The sequence below is a fragment of the Kitasatospora cinereorecta genome (assembly GCF_024172095.1).
Lineage (GTDB): Bacteria > Actinomycetota > Actinomycetes > Streptomycetales > Streptomycetaceae > Kitasatospora > Kitasatospora cinereorecta.
In genome coordinates this window covers 855,677-873,896 of sequence record NZ_JAMZDX010000002.1, presented here as the reverse complement: position 1 = coordinate 873,896, position 18,220 = coordinate 855,677, and the positions used below count along the sequence as shown (strand labels likewise).

Below are 18,220 nucleotides of genomic sequence, written 5' to 3'. Positions count from 1 at the left end.
GCGGCCGGCTCAGTCCTGCCAGCTCCAGTCGGCGACCTCGGGCAGGTCGGTGCCGTGCTCGCGGATCCAGGCGTCGTGGCGGGTGCGCCGGTCGGCCATCTCCTGGCGGAGGCCGGCGGCCCGCACCGCGAGGCCGGGCACCCGGTCGATGACGTCCATGACCAGCCGGTACCGGTCGAGGTCGTTGCGGACGACCATGTCGAACGGCGTGGTGGTGGTGCCGGACTCCTTGTAGCCGCGCACGTGCAGGTTCGGGTGGACGGCCCGTCGGTAGGCGAGGCGGTGGATCAGCCACGGGTAGCCGTGATAGGCGAAGACCACCGGCCGCTCCCGGGTGAACAGCGCGTCGAACTCGGCGTCGGGCATGCCGTGCGGGTGCTCCTCGGCGGGCATCAGCCGGGCCAGGTCGACCACATTGACCACCCGGACCGCCAGTTCGGGCAGGTGGCGGCGGAGCAGGCCGGCCGCCGCCAGCACCTCCTGGGTGGGCACGTCCCCGGCGCAGGCGAGCACCACGTCCGGTTCGCGGACGCCGTCCTCGGTACCGGCCCACTCCCAGATCCCGGCGCCGCGCGCGCAGTGCGCCCGGGCCTCGTCCAGGCCCAGCCAGTCGAAGCAGGGCTGCTTGCCGGCGACCACCACGTTGACGTAGTCGCGGCTGCGCAGCACGTGGTCGGCGGTGGCCAGCAGGGTGTTGGCGTCCGGCGGGAAGTACACCCGGACCGCTTCGGGGCTCTTGTTGAGCACGTGGTCGACGAAGCCCGGGTCCTGGTGGGAGAAGCCGTTGTGGTCCTGGCGCCAGACGTGCGAGGTGAGCAGGTAGTTGAGCGAGGCGATCGGCGCCCGCCAAGGAAGCGCGCGGGTGGTGCGCAGCCACTTGATGTGCTGGTTGACCATCGAGTCGACCAGGTGGACGAACGCCTCGTAGCAGGAGAACAGCCCGTGCCGGCCGGTCAGCAGGTAGCCCTCCAGCCAGCCCTGGCAGGTGTGTTCGGAGAGGATCTCCATCACCCGGCCGTCCCGGGCGAGGTGTTCGTCGACCGGCAGGGTGTCCGCCTGCCACGCCTTCCCGGTCACGCCGTAGACCGCCTGGAGCCGGTTGGAGGCGGTCTCGTCCGGGCCGACCAGCCGGAAGTCGCGCCGCTCGGCGGTGGCCGCCATCAGGTCGGCCAGCAGATCGCCGAGCACCCGGGTGGGCTCGTGCAGCGTCCGACCCGGCTTGTCCACCGGCACCGCGTACGTCTCCAGCGGGGGCAGCGGCAGTTCACGCAGCAGCAGGCCGCCGTTGGCATGACGGTTGGCGCCGAGCCGGCGGCCGCCCTCCGGTACGCAGGCGAGCACCTCGGCGGTGGGCCGGCCGAGTTCGTCGAACAGTTCCTCGGGCCGGTACGAGCGCAGCCACGCCTCCAGCTGGGCGAGGTGCGCGGGGTTGCTGCGGACCTGGTCCAGCGGCACCTGGTGGGCCCGCCAGGTGCCCTCGACCGGCACGCCGTCCACCTCGGCCGGGCCGGTCCAGCCCTTCGGGGTGCGCAGCACGATCAGCGGCCAGTGCGGGCGCCGGGTGCTGCCGCCGGTGCGGGCCTCGTCCTGGAGGGCGGCGATCCGGTCCAGGGCCAGGTCCATCGTCTCGGCCAGCTCGCGGTGGACGGTCAGCGGGTCGTCGCCGCTCACGTACAGGGGCAGGTGGCCGAGGCCGCGCAGCAGCGAGTCGAGCTCCGGCTCGGGGATCCGGGCCAGCACGGTCGGGTTGGCGATCTTGTAGCCGTTGAGGTGGAGGATCGGCAGCACGGCGCCGTCGTGCACCGGGTCGAGGAACTTGTTGCCGTGCCAGGACGCGGCCAGCGGCCCGGTCTCCGCCTCGCCGTCGCCGATCACGCAGGCGACCAGCAGCCCGGGGTTGTCGAGGGCGGCGCCGTACGCGTGCGACAGCGCGTAGCCGAGTTCGCCGCCCTCGTGGATCGAGCCGGGCGTCTCGGGGGCGACATGGCTGGGCACGCCGCCGGGGAAGGAAAACTGGCGGAACAGCTTCGCCATGCCCTCCGCGTCGCGGGTGACGCCCGGATAGGTGTCGGTGTAGCTGCCGTCCAGCCAGGAGCCCGCCAGCACCGCCGGACCGCCGTGGCCCGGCCCCCAGACGCAGATCGCGTCCAGGTCGCGGGCGGCGATCGCGCGGTTGAGGTGGGTGTGCACCAGGTTCAGGCCGGGGGACGTGCCCCAGTGGCCCAGCAGCCGGGGCTTGATGTGCTCCGGTCGCAGCGGCTCGCGCAGCAGCGGGTTGGCCAGCAGGTAGATCTGGCCCGCGGCCAGGTAGTTGGCGGCCCGCCAGTGGGCGTCGAGCGCGTGCAGCTCCCGCTCGGAGAGCCGGGCGGGCACCGGGCTGGGGGTCTCGTTCATGGCTGCGGTCTCCTCGGGATCGGTCGGCGCCGCCGGCCCTCGGGGGCGGGCCCTGCCATCGTCACCCGCCGCACTCGATCGGGCACAGGGCCGTTCGGGCCACACCCTGCGGCCCACGCACACGTACGGGTCGCCGAAACAACGAGGACCCCCGGGACCTTCGGGCCCACAGTCAGGGGCGCGGGGAACTGCGCGACCGGCCACGGCGCTACGTGAGCGAATGGCCGGTCGCGCAGTTCCCCGCGCCCCCTCTTGCCCAATTGACGTCACACCCGCAGCGCCAGCGCCTCCCACCGCCGCGCCTGCTCCACCTGCTCCCGCCGCCCGACGCCGGCCGCAACGCACCGCAGCACGCCGCCCGCACCCGCGCCGACCACCACGACCGCCTCCGCCGCCCACCCCGGCAGCGGGCTCAGGAGGAGCGGCCCGGCCGCCGCCGCACCCATCCACCACACCAGGCAGGCGACGGCGGCCAGCCGGGTGGCGCGGGGGCGGTCGTCGCCGGCCCGCAGGTCGACGAGGGCGGGCAGGTACCAGACGTTGCCGGCCAGGGTGACGGCGGCCGCGCCGAGCGCGAGAACGGGGTGGGCCATGCTCTCCTCCATGGTCGTTCGGGTCTGCCGAGGCACCGCAGCGTTCAGCTCTCGCTGCCCGTACCGGGCTCGACGGAGCGGACGCGGCGGCCGACCCGCGGCACGTCGTACTCGGCGGGTGTGACGCCGGCGAGGTGCTTGGCGGGCTCGCCATGGTTGTCCAGGTGGTCGCGGGCGGCGATCTCCGGGTGGTGCAGGTCGAACGCCGGGGATTCGGAGCGGATCCGCGGCAGCCTGGTGAAGTTGTGCCGCGGCGGCGGGCAGGAGGTCGCCCACTCCAGCGAACGGCCCCACCCCCACGGGTCGTCGGACTCCACCCGCTCGCTGTACTTGGCCGTCTTCCAGACGTTGTAGAGGAACGGCAGGATCGACAGGCCGAGCAGGAAGGAGCCGATCGTCGAGACCGTGTTCAGCGCGGTGAAGCCGTCCGACGCCAGGTAGTCCGCGTACCGGCGGGGCATGCCCTCCGCGCCCAGCCAGTGCTGGACCAGGAAGGTGGTGTGGAAGCCGATGGTGAGGGTCCAGAAGGTGATCCTGCCGAGCCGCTCGTCGAGCATCTTCCCGGTCATCTTGGGCCACCAGAAGTGGAAGCCGGCGAACATCGCGTACACCACGGTGCCGAACAGCGTGTAGTGGAAGTGCGCGACGACGAAGTACGAGTCCGAGACGTGGAAGTCGATCGGCGGCGCCGCCAGCAGGACGCCGGTCAGACCGCCGAACAGGAACGTGACCAGGAAGCCGACCGTCCACAGCATCGGCGTCTCGAAGCTCAGCGAGCCCTTCCACATGGTGCCGACCCAGTTGAAGAACTTCACCCCGGTCGGGACCGCGATCAGGAACGTCATGAACGAGAAGAACGGCAGCAGCACCTGACCGGTGACGTACATGTGGTGCGCCCACACGGTCACCGACAGGCCCGCGATCGCGATGGTGGCGGCGATCAGCCCGGAGTAGCCGAACATCGGCTTGCGGCTGAACACCGGGACGATCTCCGAGACGATGCCGAAGAACGGCAGCGCCAGGATGTACACCTCGGGGTGGCCGAAGAACCAGAACAGGTGCTGCCACAGCATCGCCCCGCCGTTGGCCGGGTCGAAGACGTGCGCGCCGAACTTGCGGTCCGCCTCCAGCGCCAGCAGTGCGGCGGCCAGCACCGGGAAGACCAGCAGGACCAGGATCGCGGTCAGCAGGACGTTCCAGCAGAAGATCGACATCCGGAACATGGTCAGACCGGGGGCGCGCATGCAGATGATCGTCGTGATGAAGTTGACCGCACCCAGGATGGACCCGAACCCGGACAGCGTCACGCCCATGATCCACATGTCGGCGCCGACACCCGGCGAGTGGACCGCGTCCGACAGCGGCGCGTAGAGGAACCACCCGAAGTCGGCGGCGCCCTGCGGGGTCGCGAAACCGGCCGCCGCGATCAGCGAGCCGAACAGGAACAGCCAGAACGCCAGCATGTTCAGCCGCGGGAACGCGACGTCCGGGGCGCCGATCTGCAGCGGCATGATCCAGTTGGCGAAGCCGGTGAACAGCGGCATCGCGAACAGCAGCAGCATGATCGAACCGTGCATGGTGAACGCCTGGTTGAACTGCTCGTTCGACAGGATCTGCGTCCCCGGCCGGGCCAACTCCGCCCGCATCACGAGCGCCAGCACCCCGCCGACCAGAAAGAACCCGAACGCCGAGACCAGGTACATCGACCCGATCGTCTTGTGGTCGGTCGTCGTCAACAACCGCACCAGCGCCGATCCGGGCTTCCTGCCCCCGACCGTCTCCCCGCCCACCTCGATGGCAGCCACCGGCCGCCCTCCTTCGTACTCGCCGAACCGAACGCCGCCCAGGGCGGCGCTCCATGCTCGGCTTCCACCGCTCACGCCCCGTAGGGCCGTTGGTCCCGGCGGTCCCACCCAACCGTCCCCAACAGATTGAGGCCAGCCACCAGGGGGCGCGAGGAACTGCGCGACCGACCACCACCCCACCTGGGCAAATGGCTGGGCGCGCAGTTCCCCGCGCCCCTGTGGTCGACGTCAAGCCGCCGCGGGAACCGCCGCACGCCTTCGTCCCGCCCGCATCACCCGCAGCCCCGACCCCGCGCGGAGCCACCCCTGCCCCAGCCACAGCCGGACGGCCGCGCCGAGCACCGCACAGGGCGAAGCCCCGACCCACTCCCCCACCGGCCCCAGCAGGTCCGCGAGTTCGCCGGGCAGCCAGACCGTCACCGCGACCGGCGCCGGCCGGACCAGCACCTCGGCCATCTGCCGCGCACCGCGCTCGCACAGCAGCATCGGCAGCACATCGACCAGCCCGTCGGCAACCACCGCCGAGACGTCGTCCCCGAGTTGCCGGGCGAGCCGCCGCAGCAGCACCCGCTCTGCGGTCGTGACGCGGACGGTGACCATCACGTCGCAACAGTCCATGCCCAACTCCCCTCGGGCACCCCCGCGCGAGCGCCGGGAGCCACCATCCCCACCCCGCCCCACCCCCCACCAGGGCCGAACGGCCCCGACCGTCCGTCAGGCCGCCTATTCCGATTCGTCAATCGACCAGCGGTATAGACCTCTTGACAGGTATGGACCAATGCACTTGAGTACTGGCAATCCCACTCGATCCCCCCGCAAGGAGTGGCCTGTGTCAAAGAATCGGATCATCGCGCTACTGGCCGGAGTGGCCATGGCGCTGGGCCTCGCGGCCCTCGTCCCCCTCGCCTCGCCCGCGTACGCGGCGAGTTGTGTGGCATCGTGGTCGGCGTCGGCGGTCTATACCGGCGGCATGACCGCCTCGTACGGCGGACACAACTGGTCGGCGAAGTGGTGGACCCAGGGCGAGACGCCCAGCACCGGCGGTTCGGGCGTCTGGGCCGACCAGGGTTCCTGTGGCGGCGGCGGTACGCCCCCGCCCTCGGGCGGCGGCTGCGACTACCCCGCCTGGCAGGCCGGCCACACCTACGCGACCGGCGCGATCGTCCGGTACACCGACGGCAACCTGTACATCGCCGAGCACGACAACCCGGGCTACGACCCGGTGATCAGCACCTGGTACTGGGACCCGTACAGCTGCAGCGGGGGCGGTGGCGGCACCACCCCGCCGCCGAACCCGGGCGGGTTCGTGGTCTCCGAGGCGCAGTTCAACCAGATGTTCCCGAACCGGAATTCCTTCTACACCTACGCCGGCCTGACCGCCGCGCTCAGCGCGTACCCGGGCTTCGCCACCACGGGCAGCGACACGGTGAAGAAGCAGGAGGCGGCCGCGTTCCTCGCCAACGTCAGCCACGAGACCGGCGGGCTGGTCTACATCGTCGAGCAGAACACGGCCAACTACCCTCACTACTGCGACACTTCGCAGCCGTACGGGTGCCCGGCCGGCCAGTCGGCGTACTACGGCCGCGGTCCGATCCAGCTCAGCTGGAACTTCAACTACAAGGCGGCGGGCGACTCGCTCGGCATCGACCTGCTGCACAACCCGAACCTGGTGCAGACCGACGCCGCCGTGGCGTGGAAGACCGGCCTCTGGTACTGGAACACCCAGAGCGGTCCGGGCACCATGACCCCGCACAACGCGATGGTCAACGGTGCGGGCTTCGGTGAGACGATCCGCAGCATCAACGGCTCGCTGGAGTGCAACGGCGGCAACCCGGCCCAGGTGCAGAGCCGGATCAACGCCTACCAGAGCTTCACGTCGATCCTGGGCGTCCCGGCCGGCACCAACCTGTCCTGCTGATCGTCCCGCGGAGCGCCGCGGCCGGACCGTCACGAGGTGTGGCGGTCCGGCCGCGGCGTCAGCGATCCGGCCGTCAGGTGCCGATGACCTGGAACTCGTACAGCGAGTAGCCCCACCCGGTGCCGCGGTGGACGCCGTGCATCCGCACGTACCGCGCGGAGACCGGGGTGAAGACCGCCGTGTCCAGCCCGCCGTTGCCGTCGGCGGTCGACCAGACGGTCTGCCAGGTGCTGCCGTCGTTCGAGACCTCGATGCGGTACTCGCGACCGTAGGCGCGCTCCCAGTCCAGGGTGACCTGGTGGACGGTGTGCGCCGCCCCGAGGTCGACCTGGTACCACTGGTCGTCGCTCCAGTCGCTGGCCCAGCGGGTGGAGCGGTCGCCGTCGGCCGCCCGGCCGGGCTTGTAGCTGATGAACGGGTTCCACTCGGAGGAGCTGGCACCGGCCGACGTGCCGGCGGCCAGGTTGGTGCCGGGCCGGTGCTGCTCGGTGGCGTGCCAGGTGTCCAGGTAGGACTGGGCGCCCTTGAGCAGATCGTCCACCACGTCCTGTCCGCCGCTGAGCCGGATCTGCTCGATCCAGTCCGGGACCATGCCGTTGTGCGCCAGTCCGTCGGTGTTGATGTCCCAGGTACGGTCACCCGTCACCTGGCGGTCGATCACCGAGCCGCCGTCGGCGCTCGTGAAGGGGTACTTCACGGCGTTGGACGCGTCCGCCCCGACCGGGCCGGGCCAGCCGCCGACACCGTTCATGTCGGTACCGTAGCCGTAGCCCACGTGGTACTGGTCGCGCAGCGCCTTGGTACGGTGCGCCTCCGCCACGAAGCCGTCGGCCGAGTGGTCGTACTGGGCGATGAACCCGCCCATCTTGTACAGCCGTTCGGTCCACTGCAGGTCCATCCAGCTGTGGCTGGAGATGACGCCGGGGTAGGCGTCGGACTCCAGGATCTCGAACGCCCGGTTGGCCGCCTTGACGCTCATGTGGTCGACTTCGAGCATCATGTGGCGCTTCATCATGCCGCGGACGGCGTACTCGCCGAGGCTGGTCAGCCCGCGAGTGTTGCAGCGGGCGCCGTTGTCGTACGTCGGCAGGCTGACACCGGCGGGCAGCAGCGAGGCAGCCTGCGCGGTGGGCAGTCCGATCGGGTTGTCGGCCTGCGGTCCGGCGCACTGCTCGGTCTGCCAGAAGGTGCCGGTCGACAGGAACTGGCCGGCGTTGACGGCGACGCCGATGGTGCCCTCGTCGAACCGGACACCGCAGAGCGCGTTGTCGAACTTGTGGCACAGGAACATGCTGCGCACACCGAGTCCGTAGAGCTCGTCCAGGCCGCGGTCGATGTCGGCCTGGCTGCACTGCGGGACGTCGAGGATCTGCTTGCAGCCGAACGGCTCGGACGTCTCCACGCCGAGCACGACCGCCAACTTGCCCTGGGCGACGACCTTCTGCGCCTGGTTCTCGTCGGTGACGATCCGGAACCAGCCCTTGCCGGAGCCGCCGTACATCCGGTCGATGTAGTCCTGCAGCTCGTAGGACTTCTTCGCCTCGAGGCGGATCGCGTCCATCTCGTTGCAGCTGCGGTCCTTGTACGGGTAGATCGAGCACAGCAGGCCGTTGGTCACCAGGTCGTTGACCAGGACCCGCTCGCCGCCGCGCCAGGCGCGCTCCACCCAGGCGTAGTAGTCCTGCTGGTGGCTGAGCGAGTCGTGGGCCGGCCAGTCCTTGAAGGTGGGCCAGCCGACCGGGTCGTGGTGGCCGTTCGCACCGCCGGTGACGTTCTCGAACAGGGCGTTCGCGCCGTCGGGGTAGTGCTCGGGGCAGTCCTTCAGGGCGTCCGCGACGCCCTGCTCGGAGAAGGTCGCGCCGCAGATCAGCCGGCCGCCGAAGCCCTCGTTGGACATCAGGTGGTTGTGCGCGTCGACGAAGCCGCGGACCTTGCCGTTGGCGTCGGTGCCGGTGAACGGCGCGCCGGTGACGTCGATCTGCGAGTCGGGTACGGGCCGGGCGGTGGGGTTCCACCATCCGTTGGCAGCACTGGCCGAGGGGCCGGGCCCGACGCCGAACATGGCGGCGGCCGCGGCGAGGAAGAGCGTCAGCAGCAACGTGACGACACGTCTGCCGCGATGGTGCCCTGTCATTGATCACACCTCTGCGTGTCGGGAGGCGGGTGGGGGTGGGTGCTGGGGCAAGTGCTGGGGCTGGTGCTGGGGTTCCCGCGGGGGTGCCCGCTGGGTGCGTGCCGGGGTGGGTCGTGCGGGATCCACCCGAGAATCGCGAGCGGCAAAGGGGGAGTCAAGAGTTCGGACCGAATTACTGACCGGTCAGTATCAATGCACTGCCCCGACTGGCAGCTCCTTGCGCATCAGCACGCAGACGGTCTCGTAGCGGCGGACCGAGCCGTCCGGCGCCTCCTCGTCCCAGGCCTCGGGCCGCCGGTCGAAGGCGGCGTAGCCGAGCCGCTCGTACAGCGCCCGGGCGCGGGGGTTGCCCTCCTCCACGGCGAGTTCGGCCCGCCGCAGGCCGCGCGCCCGGATCCGCTGCTCGGCGGCCCGGATGAGCAGGGTGCCCAGGCCGCAGGACTGGAGGGCGGGCACCACCGCGAGCTGCCACAGCACGCCGGCGCCGGGCGCGGCCCGGTAGTCGACGCCGCCGATCGCGACCGGCAGGTCGACCGCCGTGCAGACCGCGAGATAGTCCACGTGGCCGACCGCCGCCCGCCCCAACTCCACGGCCACCTGGCGCAGATGAGTGGCGGAGCCGGCCCAGCCACAGGCGGCCAGGTCGGCCGGTGTCAGATCCCGGACGTGCACGCGCAGGGCGACCTCGGCCATCCCGGCAGGAGAGGTGTTCATGCCCCCATCCCACCAATCGGCGCCGTCCGCGCGCCACGGTTTCGCCACTGCGGGACCGGCCGCGGGCGCGCCCGCGGCCGGCCGACGTGAGGTCCGATCAGACGGTGCAGGTGGTGATCGGCGGCTCGGTGGAGGCGGCCGGGCCGCCGGTGACGCACACGATGGTGCGGTAGTCGGTGTTCACCGCCGGGGTGGTGAGCCGGATCGACCCGGTGCGGATGCTGGCCACCGAGGCGACCGTCTCCCACGGGCTGCCCCAGGCACGCTGGATCCGCACCTCGACCTTGAGCTGCAGCTGCTGGTTCGGCCCGGTGGCGTCGATCAGGCCGCCGCCCACGACGCCGCCCGGCGTTCGACTCTGCCAGGCACAGGGATGGTTCACCATGGCGAGGCAGACCGGGCCGACCACCGTCGGCGCGGCGGGCGCCGCCGAGGCGGGCGCGATGGTCGCCCCCAGAATCCCTGCCGCCGCAACCACCAGACCTGCGATACGCGAAGTCATGACACAGTTCTCCTTTGAACAAGGGTGGAACGAGCTGACGCGGGCATCATATGTCATGTCCGCAACATCATGGACACAGTCCGTCACGAACGGTCGGATCGAGCCGAACGGCCGTCCGTCCGACGAGGGGAAGCAGCCATGCCCGGCACGCCGACACCCGCAACCACCGTCCGACTGGCCTTCCTGTGGCGCGCCGCAGGCCTCCCGATCGGCTCCGTCCTGGGCCTCCTGACGGTGGTTCTGCTCACCGGCACCGGCGTGGTCACCGGCGTCGTCCCGGGCCTGCTGGCGCTGGCCGCCACCGTCGCCGCGGCCGTGCTGGCGGTCCCGCACGGCTACCTCCTGCGCGCCGACGAGCACGGCGTCACGCTGTGGCGGGCGGGGCTCCCCCGCCGCTACCCGTGGTCCGCCGTGCGGGGGTTGGCGATGGTGTTCTGGGAGGACTCGGACGATCGGCCGCTGCTCTCGCTCCGCCTGCGCACCCGCACCCCCCGGCGGCCGTCCGGCGACGGCGCCCGCTGGTGCGGCCCGGCGCTCGGCACCCTGGTCACCGCCCCGGGCGGCCGCCCCCGCGGCGGTGAACCGCGCGCGCTCGCCGACCTGTTCGCACTGCTCGCCGCCCACGGCATACCGCTCGAGGAGCCCGCGTACGCCGAACAGGTGCTGCGCGCCCACGGCTTGGACGACGCCCGGCCCGGCACCGTCTGACCACCTCACGGGCGCGCCGATGGCCCGGTCTCCGAAATTCCTCGGAGATCATCTGTAACACCGCCGCCCCTACGCCACGTCATTGACCTGTCGGGGTGTCGATCCAGGGGATGACGATGAGTCGCAGGAGTGCCGTACGCCAGGCCGAGGAGGACGGGTTCCAGGAGTTCGCAGCGGCGCGGTACGGCCATCTCTACCGCTCGGCGTGCCTGCTGACCAGCGGCGACACCCATCTCGCCGAGGACCTGGTGCAGGAGGCGCTGGTTCGGATGTACGCGGTCTGGAGCCGCACCACGTGGCTGGGAATCGCGGGTGGGCGCCGGATCGCCAATCCGTCGGCGTACGCGCACAGCGTGCTGGTCCGCCAGTTCCTGACCCACCGGCGCCGCCGCAGCAGCACCGAGCGCCCGATCGGCGAACTCCCCGACCTGGCGGCCGATCCGGCGGACGACAGCGATCTGCGGGTGGTGCTGCTCCGCGGTCTGGCGCAGCTGTCGGACCGCGACCGGGCGGTGCTGGTGCTGCGGTACTGGGAGGACCGCAGCATCGAGGAGACCGCCGAGATCATGCGGGCGAGTTCGACCTCGGTCCGGACCCGCAGCTACCGGGCGCTCGGCCGGATGCGCGCCCTGCTCGGCGACCGGCTGAGCGAACTGGTCGCCCGCTGAGCCGGATTCACCTTTGGCATGAGTTCACCGGCATGAGTTCACCGTTCACTACTGAGGGGCTGGAAGGCGGTATGCGCCGTGGCAGATGAGGATCAGTGGGTCCCGTCGTTCGAGGAGACGGTCGGTGACGCCTTCTCGGTGGTCGCCGAGGAGTTCCGGCCGGCCGCCGGACCGCGGCTGGAGGAGGTGATGGTGCAGGGACGGGCGCTGCGCCGGCGCCGGGCGGCTGCGGTGGCCGGCAGTGTGACCGCGCTCGCGGTGATCGGCGTGGGCGGGGTGTTCGCGAGCGGTCTGCGCGGGCCGGCCCGCCCGGTGGCCTCGGTGGACGGGGCGCCGGCTTCGGCCACCGTCTCGGCGCCCCCGTCGCCGTCGGTGTCGAAGCCGCCGAACACCACACTGCAGGAGGTCGTCGACAACCTCGGCCGCCTGCTGGGCCCGCACGCGACCGTCAACCCGGTCAGGCCGCCGAAGGGCGTCGGTTCGGACGCGAGTTCGCAGCTCTACGCGGACGGGGTGCTCGACGACGGCCACGGCAAGGCCGCGTTCGCCGTCGAGGTCGAGCGGCGGCCCGACGGCGACACCCAGCCGAGCGACCTGGTCTGCCCGGACCCGGCGCTGGTCCCGAACGACGGCTGCACCAGCATCCGGCAGCCGGACGGCTCGACCCTGGTCCTGCTCAAGGGCTACGAGTACCCGGACAAGCGCGTCCTGACCAAGTCCTGGGACGCCCACCTCTACGGCCCCGACGGGCTCCACCTGTTCTTCACGGAGTCGAACTCCGCCCGGAGCAAGGACGCCCCGATCACCCGCCCCGAGCCCCCACTGGACTTCGACCGGCTGACCGCGCTGCTCACGGACCCGTCCTGGCAGCCGTTGCTGGCCCGGGTCGCCCGGCCCCTCCCCCTCGCGCAGCGTCCGGACGCCCAGCCGCCCGGGAGCGAGGTCCTGACGGTGGCGGCCGGGCTGCTGCCCGCCGGCCTCACCGAGCTCGACGCCACCTCGCAGACCGGCCTGGCCGTGTTCGACGTGGACGACGGCCAGGGCCGGTCGGAGGTCCAGCTCCTGGTGACGAAGCAGCCGACCGGTACACCCGACCGGCGGTACGTCGACGCGACGCCCCTGCCCGACGGCAGTCGGCTGCTGGTCGACCGGAGCGTCGGCGGCGGTGTGGTCCGCTGGTCGGCCGAAGTGCTGCAGCCGGACGGCACCCGGGTGGTCGCGGCGGCGTTCAACACCCCGGCCCCGCACGGGAAGTCCGAGACCGAGGCGGACCGCGCCACCCCGGCCCTGACCATGGACCAGCTGACCGCCATCGCCTCCTCGCCGGTCTGGCGGCAGCACAACGGCAGGCCCGCCGGATGATCCCCGGCCCGGCGGGCGCTGCGGGTCGACAGGCCGTACCCCGCCGGACTGCTCATACTGACGGGCACCGGCGGCGCGGCAACGGGCGCCGGTGGAGCTCGGGAGGCGCCATGGACCGGCCGACGGCCGTGATCGAGTACGAGACCATACTGCTCGGCCGGCACATCCATCAGACCGGCCGGCCCCGGCACTCCGGGGCCCGGCTCGACCACGGCGACCACCTGGTGCTCAGTCGGCTGCAGGCGGAGGGCCCGATGTCGGTCGGTCAGCTGAGCGACGCGTTCGGCCTGGACGCCGCGACCCTGAACCGGCAGACCGCCGCACTGCTGCGCTGCGGACTCGCCGAGCGGATCCCGGACGAGAAGGGCGGCCTCGCCCGCAAGCTGAGGATCACCGAGGACGGCGCCCGCCGTCTGGACGAGGCCCGCGCCGAGATCGTCGCCGGCCTCGACCGTGCCATGGCCGGCTGGGCGCCGGAGGACGTCGCCGCCTTCGGCAGCTACCTCCGGCGGCTGAACGGCGACATCGAGGACCTCACCGGCCGGCCCTGGCCGCACGGCTGACCGGCCCGACCGGCACCGGGCGGACCCGGCCACCCGGGCTGCCCGACCCGACCGGCACCGGGCGGCCCGCCGGGCCCGCCACCCGGTTGCGGCCCGCGTGCCCTCGGGGTCCGATGAGCCCATGAAGCGTCAGGCGGCCCGCTGGTGGGCCGAGCTCCCGCCCGCCGCCGGGTCGGCGGTGATGGCGACCGGCATCCTCTCGGTCGGCCTGGAGCTGGTCCACCGCCACGTCCTGTCGCTCGCCGCCTTCGCCCTGGCCGCGCTGGTCTGGGTCCTGCTGGCGGCCGACTTCGTCCGACGCCTGCTGTTCGACCGCTCGCGCTGGACCGCGGAGGCCGACACCCCGCCGGCGCTCACCGGCGTGGCGGCCACCACCGTCCTGGGCGCCCGGCTGGTCGCCTTCGGCCGGCTGACCGCCGCCGAGGCGCTGCTGGCCCTGGCCGCCGCACTGTGGCCGTTCCTACTGGTCCCGGTGGTCCGCCGACTGCACACCCGGATGCCCGGCGCAGTATTCCTGGTCTGCGTCGCCACCCAGGGCCTGGCGGTGCTGGCCGGCTCGCTGGCCCGCGCGGGCGAGGCCGAGTGGCTGGACCCGGCGGCGCTGGCGCTGTTCTGCCTCGGCCTGGTGCTCTACCTGTTCGCCCTCGCCCACTTCGACCTGCGCCAGGTGGTCATCGGTGCGGGCGACCAGTGGGTGGCCGGCGGCGCGCTGGCGATCTCGGCGCTGGCGGCGTCCAAGCTGGCCGCCTCGCCGCAGTGGACCGGCGACTTCCACCAGGCGCTGCGCATCACCACCCTGGTCCTGCTCTTCCTCGACCTGGCCTGGTGCACGGTGCTGCTGGCCGCCGAACTGCTGCGGCCCCGGATGCACTACGACATCCGCCGCTGGTCCACCGTCTTCCCGCTCGGCATGACCGCGACCGCCTCCCTCTCCACCTCGACCGCCACCCACGTGGCCTGGCTGACCACGCTGGGCCGGGTGGTGCTGTGGATCGCCGTCGGCGCCTGGCTGCTGACCGCGGTCACCTTCGCCGCCACCGTGCTGAACGCCCGCCGCCCCGACCCCGACCGCTCCGCCCCGTGACCGATCCGCCCCGCCGTTCTCCACGCCGCCCGCTGCGGCGGCTGCTGGAGCGGGGCGGCGAGCGGCTGTTCCCCGACCGGCCGGCCGGAGGCTTCGGCGCGCTCGCCCCGCTGCTGCTCGGGCTCACCTTCGTCACCGGGCTGGTGGACGCGGTGAGCTTCCTTGGCCTCGGCCGGGTGTTCGTCGCCAACATGACCGGCAACGTGGTCTTCCTCGGCTTCGCGCTGGCCGGCGACCGCAGCCTGTCCGCACCGGCGTCGCTGCTCGCCCTCGGCGCCTTCCTGGCCGGCGGGGTGGTGGGCGGCCGCGTCGCCCCGCGCACCGCTCCCGCGACGGTCTTCCCGGTGCTGATCGCGGGCCATGCCGTCCTGGTGGCGGCGGCCCTGGTGGCGGGGTTGGCGGGCGCCTCGGTGTACCCGCGGATCGCCCTGCTCGCCCTCGGCATGGGACTGCAGAACGCCGTGGTGCACCGGCTCGGCGTCCCCGACCTCACCACCACCGTGCTCACCCGCACCCTGACCGGCCTGGCGGTGGACCGTCCCGGTGCGGCGAGCGTGCGCCGGGTGCTGTCGGTGCTGGCGATGTTCGCCGGGGCGCTGGTCGGCGGCCTGCTCCAGTTGCACGGGCGTTCGGACCTGGCGCTCGGCGGGGCGGTGCTGCTGCTCCTCCTCGCGGCCGGCGCGGCACTCCCCTCCCCACCGCCACCACCGCCCCGGCCGGCCCCCGACTCCCCTCTCCCCGAGGGACATTGACGGGAAGACCGGTCTCAGCGCAGCACGCGGTACAGCACACTGGCCCGCAGCGGACCCTCGGGCACGGTCGGGTCGTCGAAGTCCTCGGCCGGGTCGCGGGTCATGCCGATCCGCTCCATCACCGCCCGGGAGCGCAGGTTGCCGGCCGCGGTGATCGCCAGGATCTCCGACAGGTCCAGGGTGTCGAAGCCGAAGGCGAGCACCGCGCGGGCCGCCTCGCTCGCGTAGCCGTGGCCCCAGGCCGGACGGGCCAGCCGCCAGCCGATCTCCACGCCGGTGAACGGCATCTCCTCGTCCACCGGGTCCAGCCCGGCGAAGCCGAGGAACTCCCCGGTGGCCGCCGCCTCCACGGCCCACCAGCCCCAGCCGCGCTCGGCCAGTTCGGTCCGGAAGTACGCCAGCGAGGCGGCGCTCTGCTCGGCGGTCAGCACCTCGGGGAAGAACTCCCGCACCTCGGGGTCGGCGTTCATCGCCGCCCAGGGCTCCAGGTCGGTCTCCCGCCACTGTCGCAGCAGCAGCCGCTCGGTTCGCAGTTCGATCATCCGCCGACGCTAACCCGCGCGGCGACCGCCGGTCGACCGGATTCCGCACCGCCGCAAACCCGCTGGTGGGCGGCGCCGGTGAGCGGGCAGAGTGGCCGTCATGAACGCCCAGGGTCTCGACACCGACGGTTGCATCGCCCGTGAGGGCTCCCTCGCCCGCGTCCGGCCGCCGTACGCGCCGGTGGTGGCCGCGGCCCGGGAGCGGATCGCGGCGTGCTTCGGGCCCGAGCGGCTGCACAGCGCGTACGTCTACGGCAGCATCCCGCGCGGCACCGCCGTCCCCGGCGTCTCGGACCTGGATCTGCTGCTGGCCCTGCACCACCCGCCCACGCCCGCCGACCGGCGGGACGCGCGGGACCTGGAGGCGGCGCTGGACAGCTCGTTCGCACAGGTCGACGGAGTCAGCGTGCTGCTCTTCGACACCGCGACGCTGCTGAGCGAGCGGGAGCGGTACGACCTCGGCTGGTTCGTGGCCTGTCTGTGCACCCCGCTGCTGGGCGAGGATCTGGCCGAGCACCTCCCCCGCTACCGGCCGACCTCGCTGCTCGCCCGGGAGACCAACGGCGACCTGGCGCTGCTGCTGCCGGGCTGGCGGGAGCGCGCCGGCGACCTCGACCCGGCCGTCCGCCGGAGGCTGGCCCGGACGGCGGGCCGCCGACTGGTCCGCACCGGGCTGACCCTGGTGATGCCCCGGTGGGGCGGGTGGACCAGCGACCTGGAGACCTCGGTGGAGGTCTTCGCCCGCTACTACCCGCAACGGGCCGACGCGATGGCCCTCGCCGCCCGTACCGCGCGCAACCCCACCGACGACCCGGAGGTCCTCGCCGTCCTGGTGGACGCACTGGCGCCCTGGCTGGCCACCGAGTACGCCGCCGTCCACGGCCTCAAGGCGCCGCGCCCCTGACCGGCCCTCGCGGGCGGTCAGGGGCGCGGCCGGCGGGTCCGCCTGGTCTCAGACCAGGGTCTTGCCGAGGCAGATGGCGTCCGGGTGGTCCTTGTAGTAGCCGAACTTGCGGATCGCCCGGTACCCCTCGGACTCGTACAGCCCGATGGCCTCCGGCTGCTTGTTGCCGGTCTCCAGCACCAGGCGGGTGCGCCCGGCCTCGACGGCGGTGCGCTCCAGGTGGCGCAGGACGGTGCGGGCGAGCCCGCGGCCGCGGGCCGCGGGCACCACGTACATCCGCTTGAGTTCGGCGTCGCCGTCGAGCAGGCCGTCCTCGTCCTGCTCCTTGGCCCGCCAGCCGCCGCAGGCGACCGGCTCGTCGTCGAGATAGGCGATCACGAAGAGTCCGCCGGGCGGGTCGAAGTGGTCGGTGTGCATCGAGGTCTGGTCGATGTCGCCGTAGCGGGCGACGTACTCCTGCTGGACCTCGGCCGCCAGCTTCTGCGCGTCCGGGTGGCCGAAGCCGGTGGTGCGTATCTCCATGGTCGTCAAGCCTACAAACCGCTCAGCGGGCGCCGAACCGGGCCACCAGCTCGGCCTTGCCGAACATCTCGGCGGTCTCCACGGCCGAGGGGGTGCCGGCGGCCGGGTCGGCGCCGCCGGTCAGCAGGGCGTCGATGACGTCCTCGGCGCCCTTGAAGACGGCGCCGGCCAGCGGGGTCTGGCCGCGGTCGTTGAGCTGGTTCGGGTCGGCTCCGTGTGCGAGCAGCACCCGTACCGCCTCGGCGTGGCCGTGGTAGGCGGCGAGCATCACCAGCGTGTCGCCGCGCTCGTTGAGGATGCCGGTGGGGGCTCCCGCGTCGAGGTAGGCGGTGAGCATCGCGGCGTCGCCGGCGCGGGCGGCGTCGAACAGCCGCCCGGCGAGGGCGATCAGCTCGGCGTCGAGCTCGGGTCCGCGGTCGGCGGTGTCGTCCGCGGTGTCGTCGGCGGGCAGGGCGGAGTCGGTCATGGCGGCCTCACGGGTCGGGTGTCCACAGTCGGTATCAACCTGTCCGGTCACAGGGCACGGTAGCGGACCCCGGTGGCCGACGGGGCAACGCGTCCGTTCGGGCGAATTTCCGAAACCCGTCGAACGCCCGGCCCGCACCGGGGGACGCCTGTCAGCGCGGCCCACGCGGCGCTTCCCGCACCGGCCCGGCACGGTCGCCGGGCCGGACGTACACCGCCGATGCGCCGGACCACGACAGATCCACCCGTTTGCCATGCCACATCATCTATTACTTTTTGTCACCATAAAGGCACTTTCTGCAACACTGTCCCCCCCTAGCCCCGCGAGGAGCAGACCCGTGATTCTCTCCATCTCCGGCATCGTCCTGTTCGGCGTCATCGCCTTTCTCTTCTTCCGCCGGGACGGCCTGAAGATCTCGCATGCCGTGGTCTGCGCGCTGTTCGGTTTCTACGTCGCGGGCTCCTCGATCGCCCCCAGCATCCAGGCCGGCGGCGCGAGCCTGGCCAGCCTGATCGGCGGCCTCAAGTTCTGACCGTGCGCTCCTGACCCCCGGCCCGGGAGCGGACCCCACCGCTCCCGGGCCCCCTGC

General features: G+C 72.5%; 19 protein-coding genes. 9 read left to right on the top strand and 10 right to left on the bottom strand.

Features of this window, described 5'->3' with window-relative positions; all coding sequences use genetic code 11:
• Positions 1-9: 9 nt before the first annotated feature.
• The 4 genes from FHR36_RS10930 to FHR36_RS10915 all read right to left on the bottom strand — a co-directional run bounded on the left by FHR36_RS10930 (position 10) and on the right by FHR36_RS10915 (position 5,410).
• On the bottom strand, positions 10-2,394 hold the full coding sequence (locus FHR36_RS10930; protein WP_253796019.1) for a phosphoketolase family protein: 2,385 nt from the start codon (positions 2,392-2,394) through the stop codon (positions 10-12).
• Positions 2,395-2,660: 266 nt separating this feature from the next.
• A complete protein-coding gene (locus FHR36_RS10925; RefSeq protein WP_253796018.1) occupies positions 2,661-2,987 on the bottom strand; it encodes a hypothetical protein in 327 nt (108 codons plus the stop codon).
• Between the two features lie 44 nt (positions 2,988-3,031).
• Positions 3,032-4,792, bottom strand: a complete 1,761-nt coding sequence (ctaD, locus tag FHR36_RS10920; protein ID WP_456077704.1) for an aa3-type cytochrome oxidase subunit I — start codon at positions 4,790-4,792, stop codon at positions 3,032-3,034.
• Between the two features lie 228 nt (positions 4,793-5,020).
• Positions 5,021-5,410 (bottom strand): hypothetical protein, encoded by a 390-nt coding sequence (locus FHR36_RS10915; RefSeq protein ID WP_253796017.1) that lies wholly within the window; start codon positions 5,408-5,410, stop codon positions 5,021-5,023.
• A gap of 253 nt (positions 5,411-5,663) precedes the next feature.
• On the opposite strand from FHR36_RS10915, the gene FHR36_RS10910 reads away from it, so the two are divergent.
• On the top strand, positions 5,664-6,710 hold the full coding sequence (locus tag FHR36_RS10910; protein ID WP_253796745.1) for a glycoside hydrolase family 19 protein: 1,047 nt from the start codon (positions 5,664-5,666) through the stop codon (positions 6,708-6,710).
• Between the two features lie 73 nt (positions 6,711-6,783).
• On the opposite strand, the gene FHR36_RS10905 is transcribed toward FHR36_RS10910, so the two are convergent.
• The 3 genes from FHR36_RS10905 to FHR36_RS10895 all read right to left on the bottom strand — a co-directional run bounded on the left by FHR36_RS10905 (position 6,784) and on the right by FHR36_RS10895 (position 10,060).
• Positions 6,784-8,844 (bottom strand): discoidin domain-containing protein, encoded by a 2,061-nt coding sequence (locus FHR36_RS10905; RefSeq protein WP_253796016.1) that lies wholly within the window; start codon positions 8,842-8,844, stop codon positions 6,784-6,786.
• A 189-nt stretch (positions 8,845-9,033) separates the two neighbouring features.
• On the bottom strand, positions 9,034-9,558 hold the full coding sequence (locus tag FHR36_RS10900) for a GNAT family N-acetyltransferase (protein WP_253796015.1): 525 nt from the start codon (positions 9,556-9,558) through the stop codon (positions 9,034-9,036).
• A 97-nt stretch (positions 9,559-9,655) separates the two neighbouring features.
• Entirely contained in the window at positions 9,656-10,060 is a 405-nt protein-coding gene (locus FHR36_RS10895; protein ID WP_253796013.1) for a hypothetical protein, read from the bottom strand.
• 138 nt (positions 10,061-10,198) lie between these two features.
• Here FHR36_RS10895 and FHR36_RS10890 point away from each other — a divergent pair, with 138 nt between their 5' ends.
• From FHR36_RS10890 to FHR36_RS10865, 6 genes are all read left to right on the top strand, one after another.
• Complete coding sequence (locus FHR36_RS10890) at positions 10,199-10,768, top strand: hypothetical protein (RefSeq protein WP_253796011.1); 570 nt, start codon at positions 10,199-10,201, stop codon at positions 10,766-10,768.
• Positions 10,769-10,884: 116 nt separating this feature from the next.
• On the top strand, positions 10,885-11,436 hold the full coding sequence (locus tag FHR36_RS10885; RefSeq protein WP_253796009.1) for a SigE family RNA polymerase sigma factor: 552 nt from the start codon (positions 10,885-10,887) through the stop codon (positions 11,434-11,436).
• 78 nt (positions 11,437-11,514) lie between these two features.
• Complete coding sequence (locus tag FHR36_RS10880; RefSeq protein WP_253796008.1) at positions 11,515-12,798, top strand: hypothetical protein; 1,284 nt, start codon at positions 11,515-11,517, stop codon at positions 12,796-12,798.
• Positions 12,799-12,908: 110 nt separating this feature from the next.
• Positions 12,909-13,361, top strand: coding sequence for a MarR family winged helix-turn-helix transcriptional regulator (locus FHR36_RS10875; protein ID WP_253796006.1), 453 nt, complete (start codon positions 12,909-12,911; stop codon positions 13,359-13,361).
• A 121-nt stretch (positions 13,362-13,482) separates the two neighbouring features.
• Positions 13,483-14,445, top strand: a complete 963-nt coding sequence (locus FHR36_RS10870; protein ID WP_253796004.1) for a tellurite resistance/C4-dicarboxylate transporter family protein — start codon at positions 13,483-13,485, stop codon at positions 14,443-14,445.
• Complete coding sequence (locus tag FHR36_RS10865; RefSeq protein WP_308199272.1) at positions 14,442-15,197, top strand: YoaK family protein; 756 nt, start codon at positions 14,442-14,444, stop codon at positions 15,195-15,197. Before FHR36_RS10870 ends, FHR36_RS10865 begins: the two co-directional genes overlap by 4 nt.
• A 14-nt stretch (positions 15,198-15,211) precedes the next feature.
• Here the strand turns inward: FHR36_RS10865 and FHR36_RS10860 are convergent, their stop codons facing one another.
• Complete coding sequence (locus FHR36_RS10860; RefSeq protein ID WP_253796002.1) at positions 15,212-15,739, bottom strand: GNAT family N-acetyltransferase; 528 nt, start codon at positions 15,737-15,739, stop codon at positions 15,212-15,214.
• A gap of 100 nt (positions 15,740-15,839) precedes the next feature.
• Here FHR36_RS10860 and FHR36_RS10855 point away from each other — a divergent pair, with 100 nt between their 5' ends.
• Complete coding sequence (locus FHR36_RS10855; protein WP_253796000.1) at positions 15,840-16,643, top strand: nucleotidyltransferase; 804 nt, start codon at positions 15,840-15,842, stop codon at positions 16,641-16,643.
• Positions 16,644-16,691: 48 nt separating this feature from the next.
• Here the strand turns inward: FHR36_RS10855 and FHR36_RS10850 are convergent, their stop codons facing one another.
• Both FHR36_RS10850 and FHR36_RS10845 read right to left on the bottom strand, forming a co-directional pair.
• A complete protein-coding gene (locus tag FHR36_RS10850; protein ID WP_253795998.1) occupies positions 16,692-17,165 on the bottom strand; it encodes a GNAT family N-acetyltransferase in 474 nt (157 codons plus the stop codon).
• Positions 17,166-17,187: 22 nt separating this feature from the next.
• Complete coding sequence (locus tag FHR36_RS10845) at positions 17,188-17,631, bottom strand: ankyrin repeat domain-containing protein (RefSeq protein ID WP_253795996.1); 444 nt, start codon at positions 17,629-17,631, stop codon at positions 17,188-17,190.
• 337 nt (positions 17,632-17,968) lie between these two features.
• Between FHR36_RS10845 and FHR36_RS10840 the strand changes: the two genes are divergently transcribed.
• Positions 17,969-18,163, top strand: a complete 195-nt coding sequence (locus FHR36_RS10840) for a hypothetical protein (RefSeq protein WP_253795994.1) — start codon at positions 17,969-17,971, stop codon at positions 18,161-18,163.
• Positions 18,164-18,220: the final 57 nt, after the last annotated feature.

Excerpts from the sequence above, each read along its gene's own strand:
- FHR36_RS10890 (WP_253796011.1), top strand. The coding sequence starts at position 10,199 with ATGCCCGGCACGCCGACACCCGCAACCACCGTCCGACTGGCCTTCCTG.
- FHR36_RS10915 (WP_253796017.1), bottom strand. The coding sequence starts at position 5,410 with ATGGACTGTTGCGACGTGATGGTCACCGTCCGCGTCACGACCGCAGAG.
- FHR36_RS10885 (WP_253796009.1), top strand. The coding sequence starts at position 10,885 with ATGAGTCGCAGGAGTGCCGTACGCCAGGCCGAGGAGGACGGGTTCCAG.
- FHR36_RS10850 (WP_253795998.1), bottom strand. The coding sequence starts at position 17,165 with ATGGAGATACGCACCACCGGCTTCGGCCACCCGGACGCGCAGAAGCTG.
- FHR36_RS10875 (WP_253796006.1), top strand. The coding sequence starts at position 12,909 with ATGGACCGGCCGACGGCCGTGATCGAGTACGAGACCATACTGCTCGGC.
- FHR36_RS10855 (WP_253796000.1), top strand. The coding sequence starts at position 15,840 with ATGAACGCCCAGGGTCTCGACACCGACGGTTGCATCGCCCGTGAGGGC.
- FHR36_RS10895 (WP_253796013.1), bottom strand. The coding sequence starts at position 10,060 with ATGACTTCGCGTATCGCAGGTCTGGTGGTTGCGGCGGCAGGGATTCTG.
- FHR36_RS10900 (WP_253796015.1), bottom strand. The coding sequence starts at position 9,558 with ATGAACACCTCTCCTGCCGGGATGGCCGAGGTCGCCCTGCGCGTGCAC.
- FHR36_RS10905 (WP_253796016.1), bottom strand. The coding sequence starts at position 8,844 with ATGACAGGGCACCATCGCGGCAGACGTGTCGTCACGTTGCTGCTGACG.
- FHR36_RS10845 (WP_253795996.1), bottom strand. The coding sequence starts at position 17,631 with ATGACCGACTCCGCCCTGCCCGCCGACGACACCGCGGACGACACCGCC.
- FHR36_RS10930 (WP_253796019.1), bottom strand. The coding sequence starts at position 2,394 with ATGAACGAGACCCCCAGCCCGGTGCCCGCCCGGCTCTCCGAGCGGGAG.
- FHR36_RS10910 (WP_253796745.1), top strand. The coding sequence starts at position 5,664 with ATGGCGCTGGGCCTCGCGGCCCTCGTCCCCCTCGCCTCGCCCGCGTAC.
- FHR36_RS10925 (WP_253796018.1), bottom strand. The coding sequence starts at position 2,987 with ATGGCCCACCCCGTTCTCGCGCTCGGCGCGGCCGCCGTCACCCTGGCC.
- FHR36_RS10860 (WP_253796002.1), bottom strand. The coding sequence starts at position 15,739 with ATGATCGAACTGCGAACCGAGCGGCTGCTGCTGCGACAGTGGCGGGAG.
- FHR36_RS10870 (WP_253796004.1), top strand. The coding sequence starts at position 13,483 with ATGAAGCGTCAGGCGGCCCGCTGGTGGGCCGAGCTCCCGCCCGCCGCC.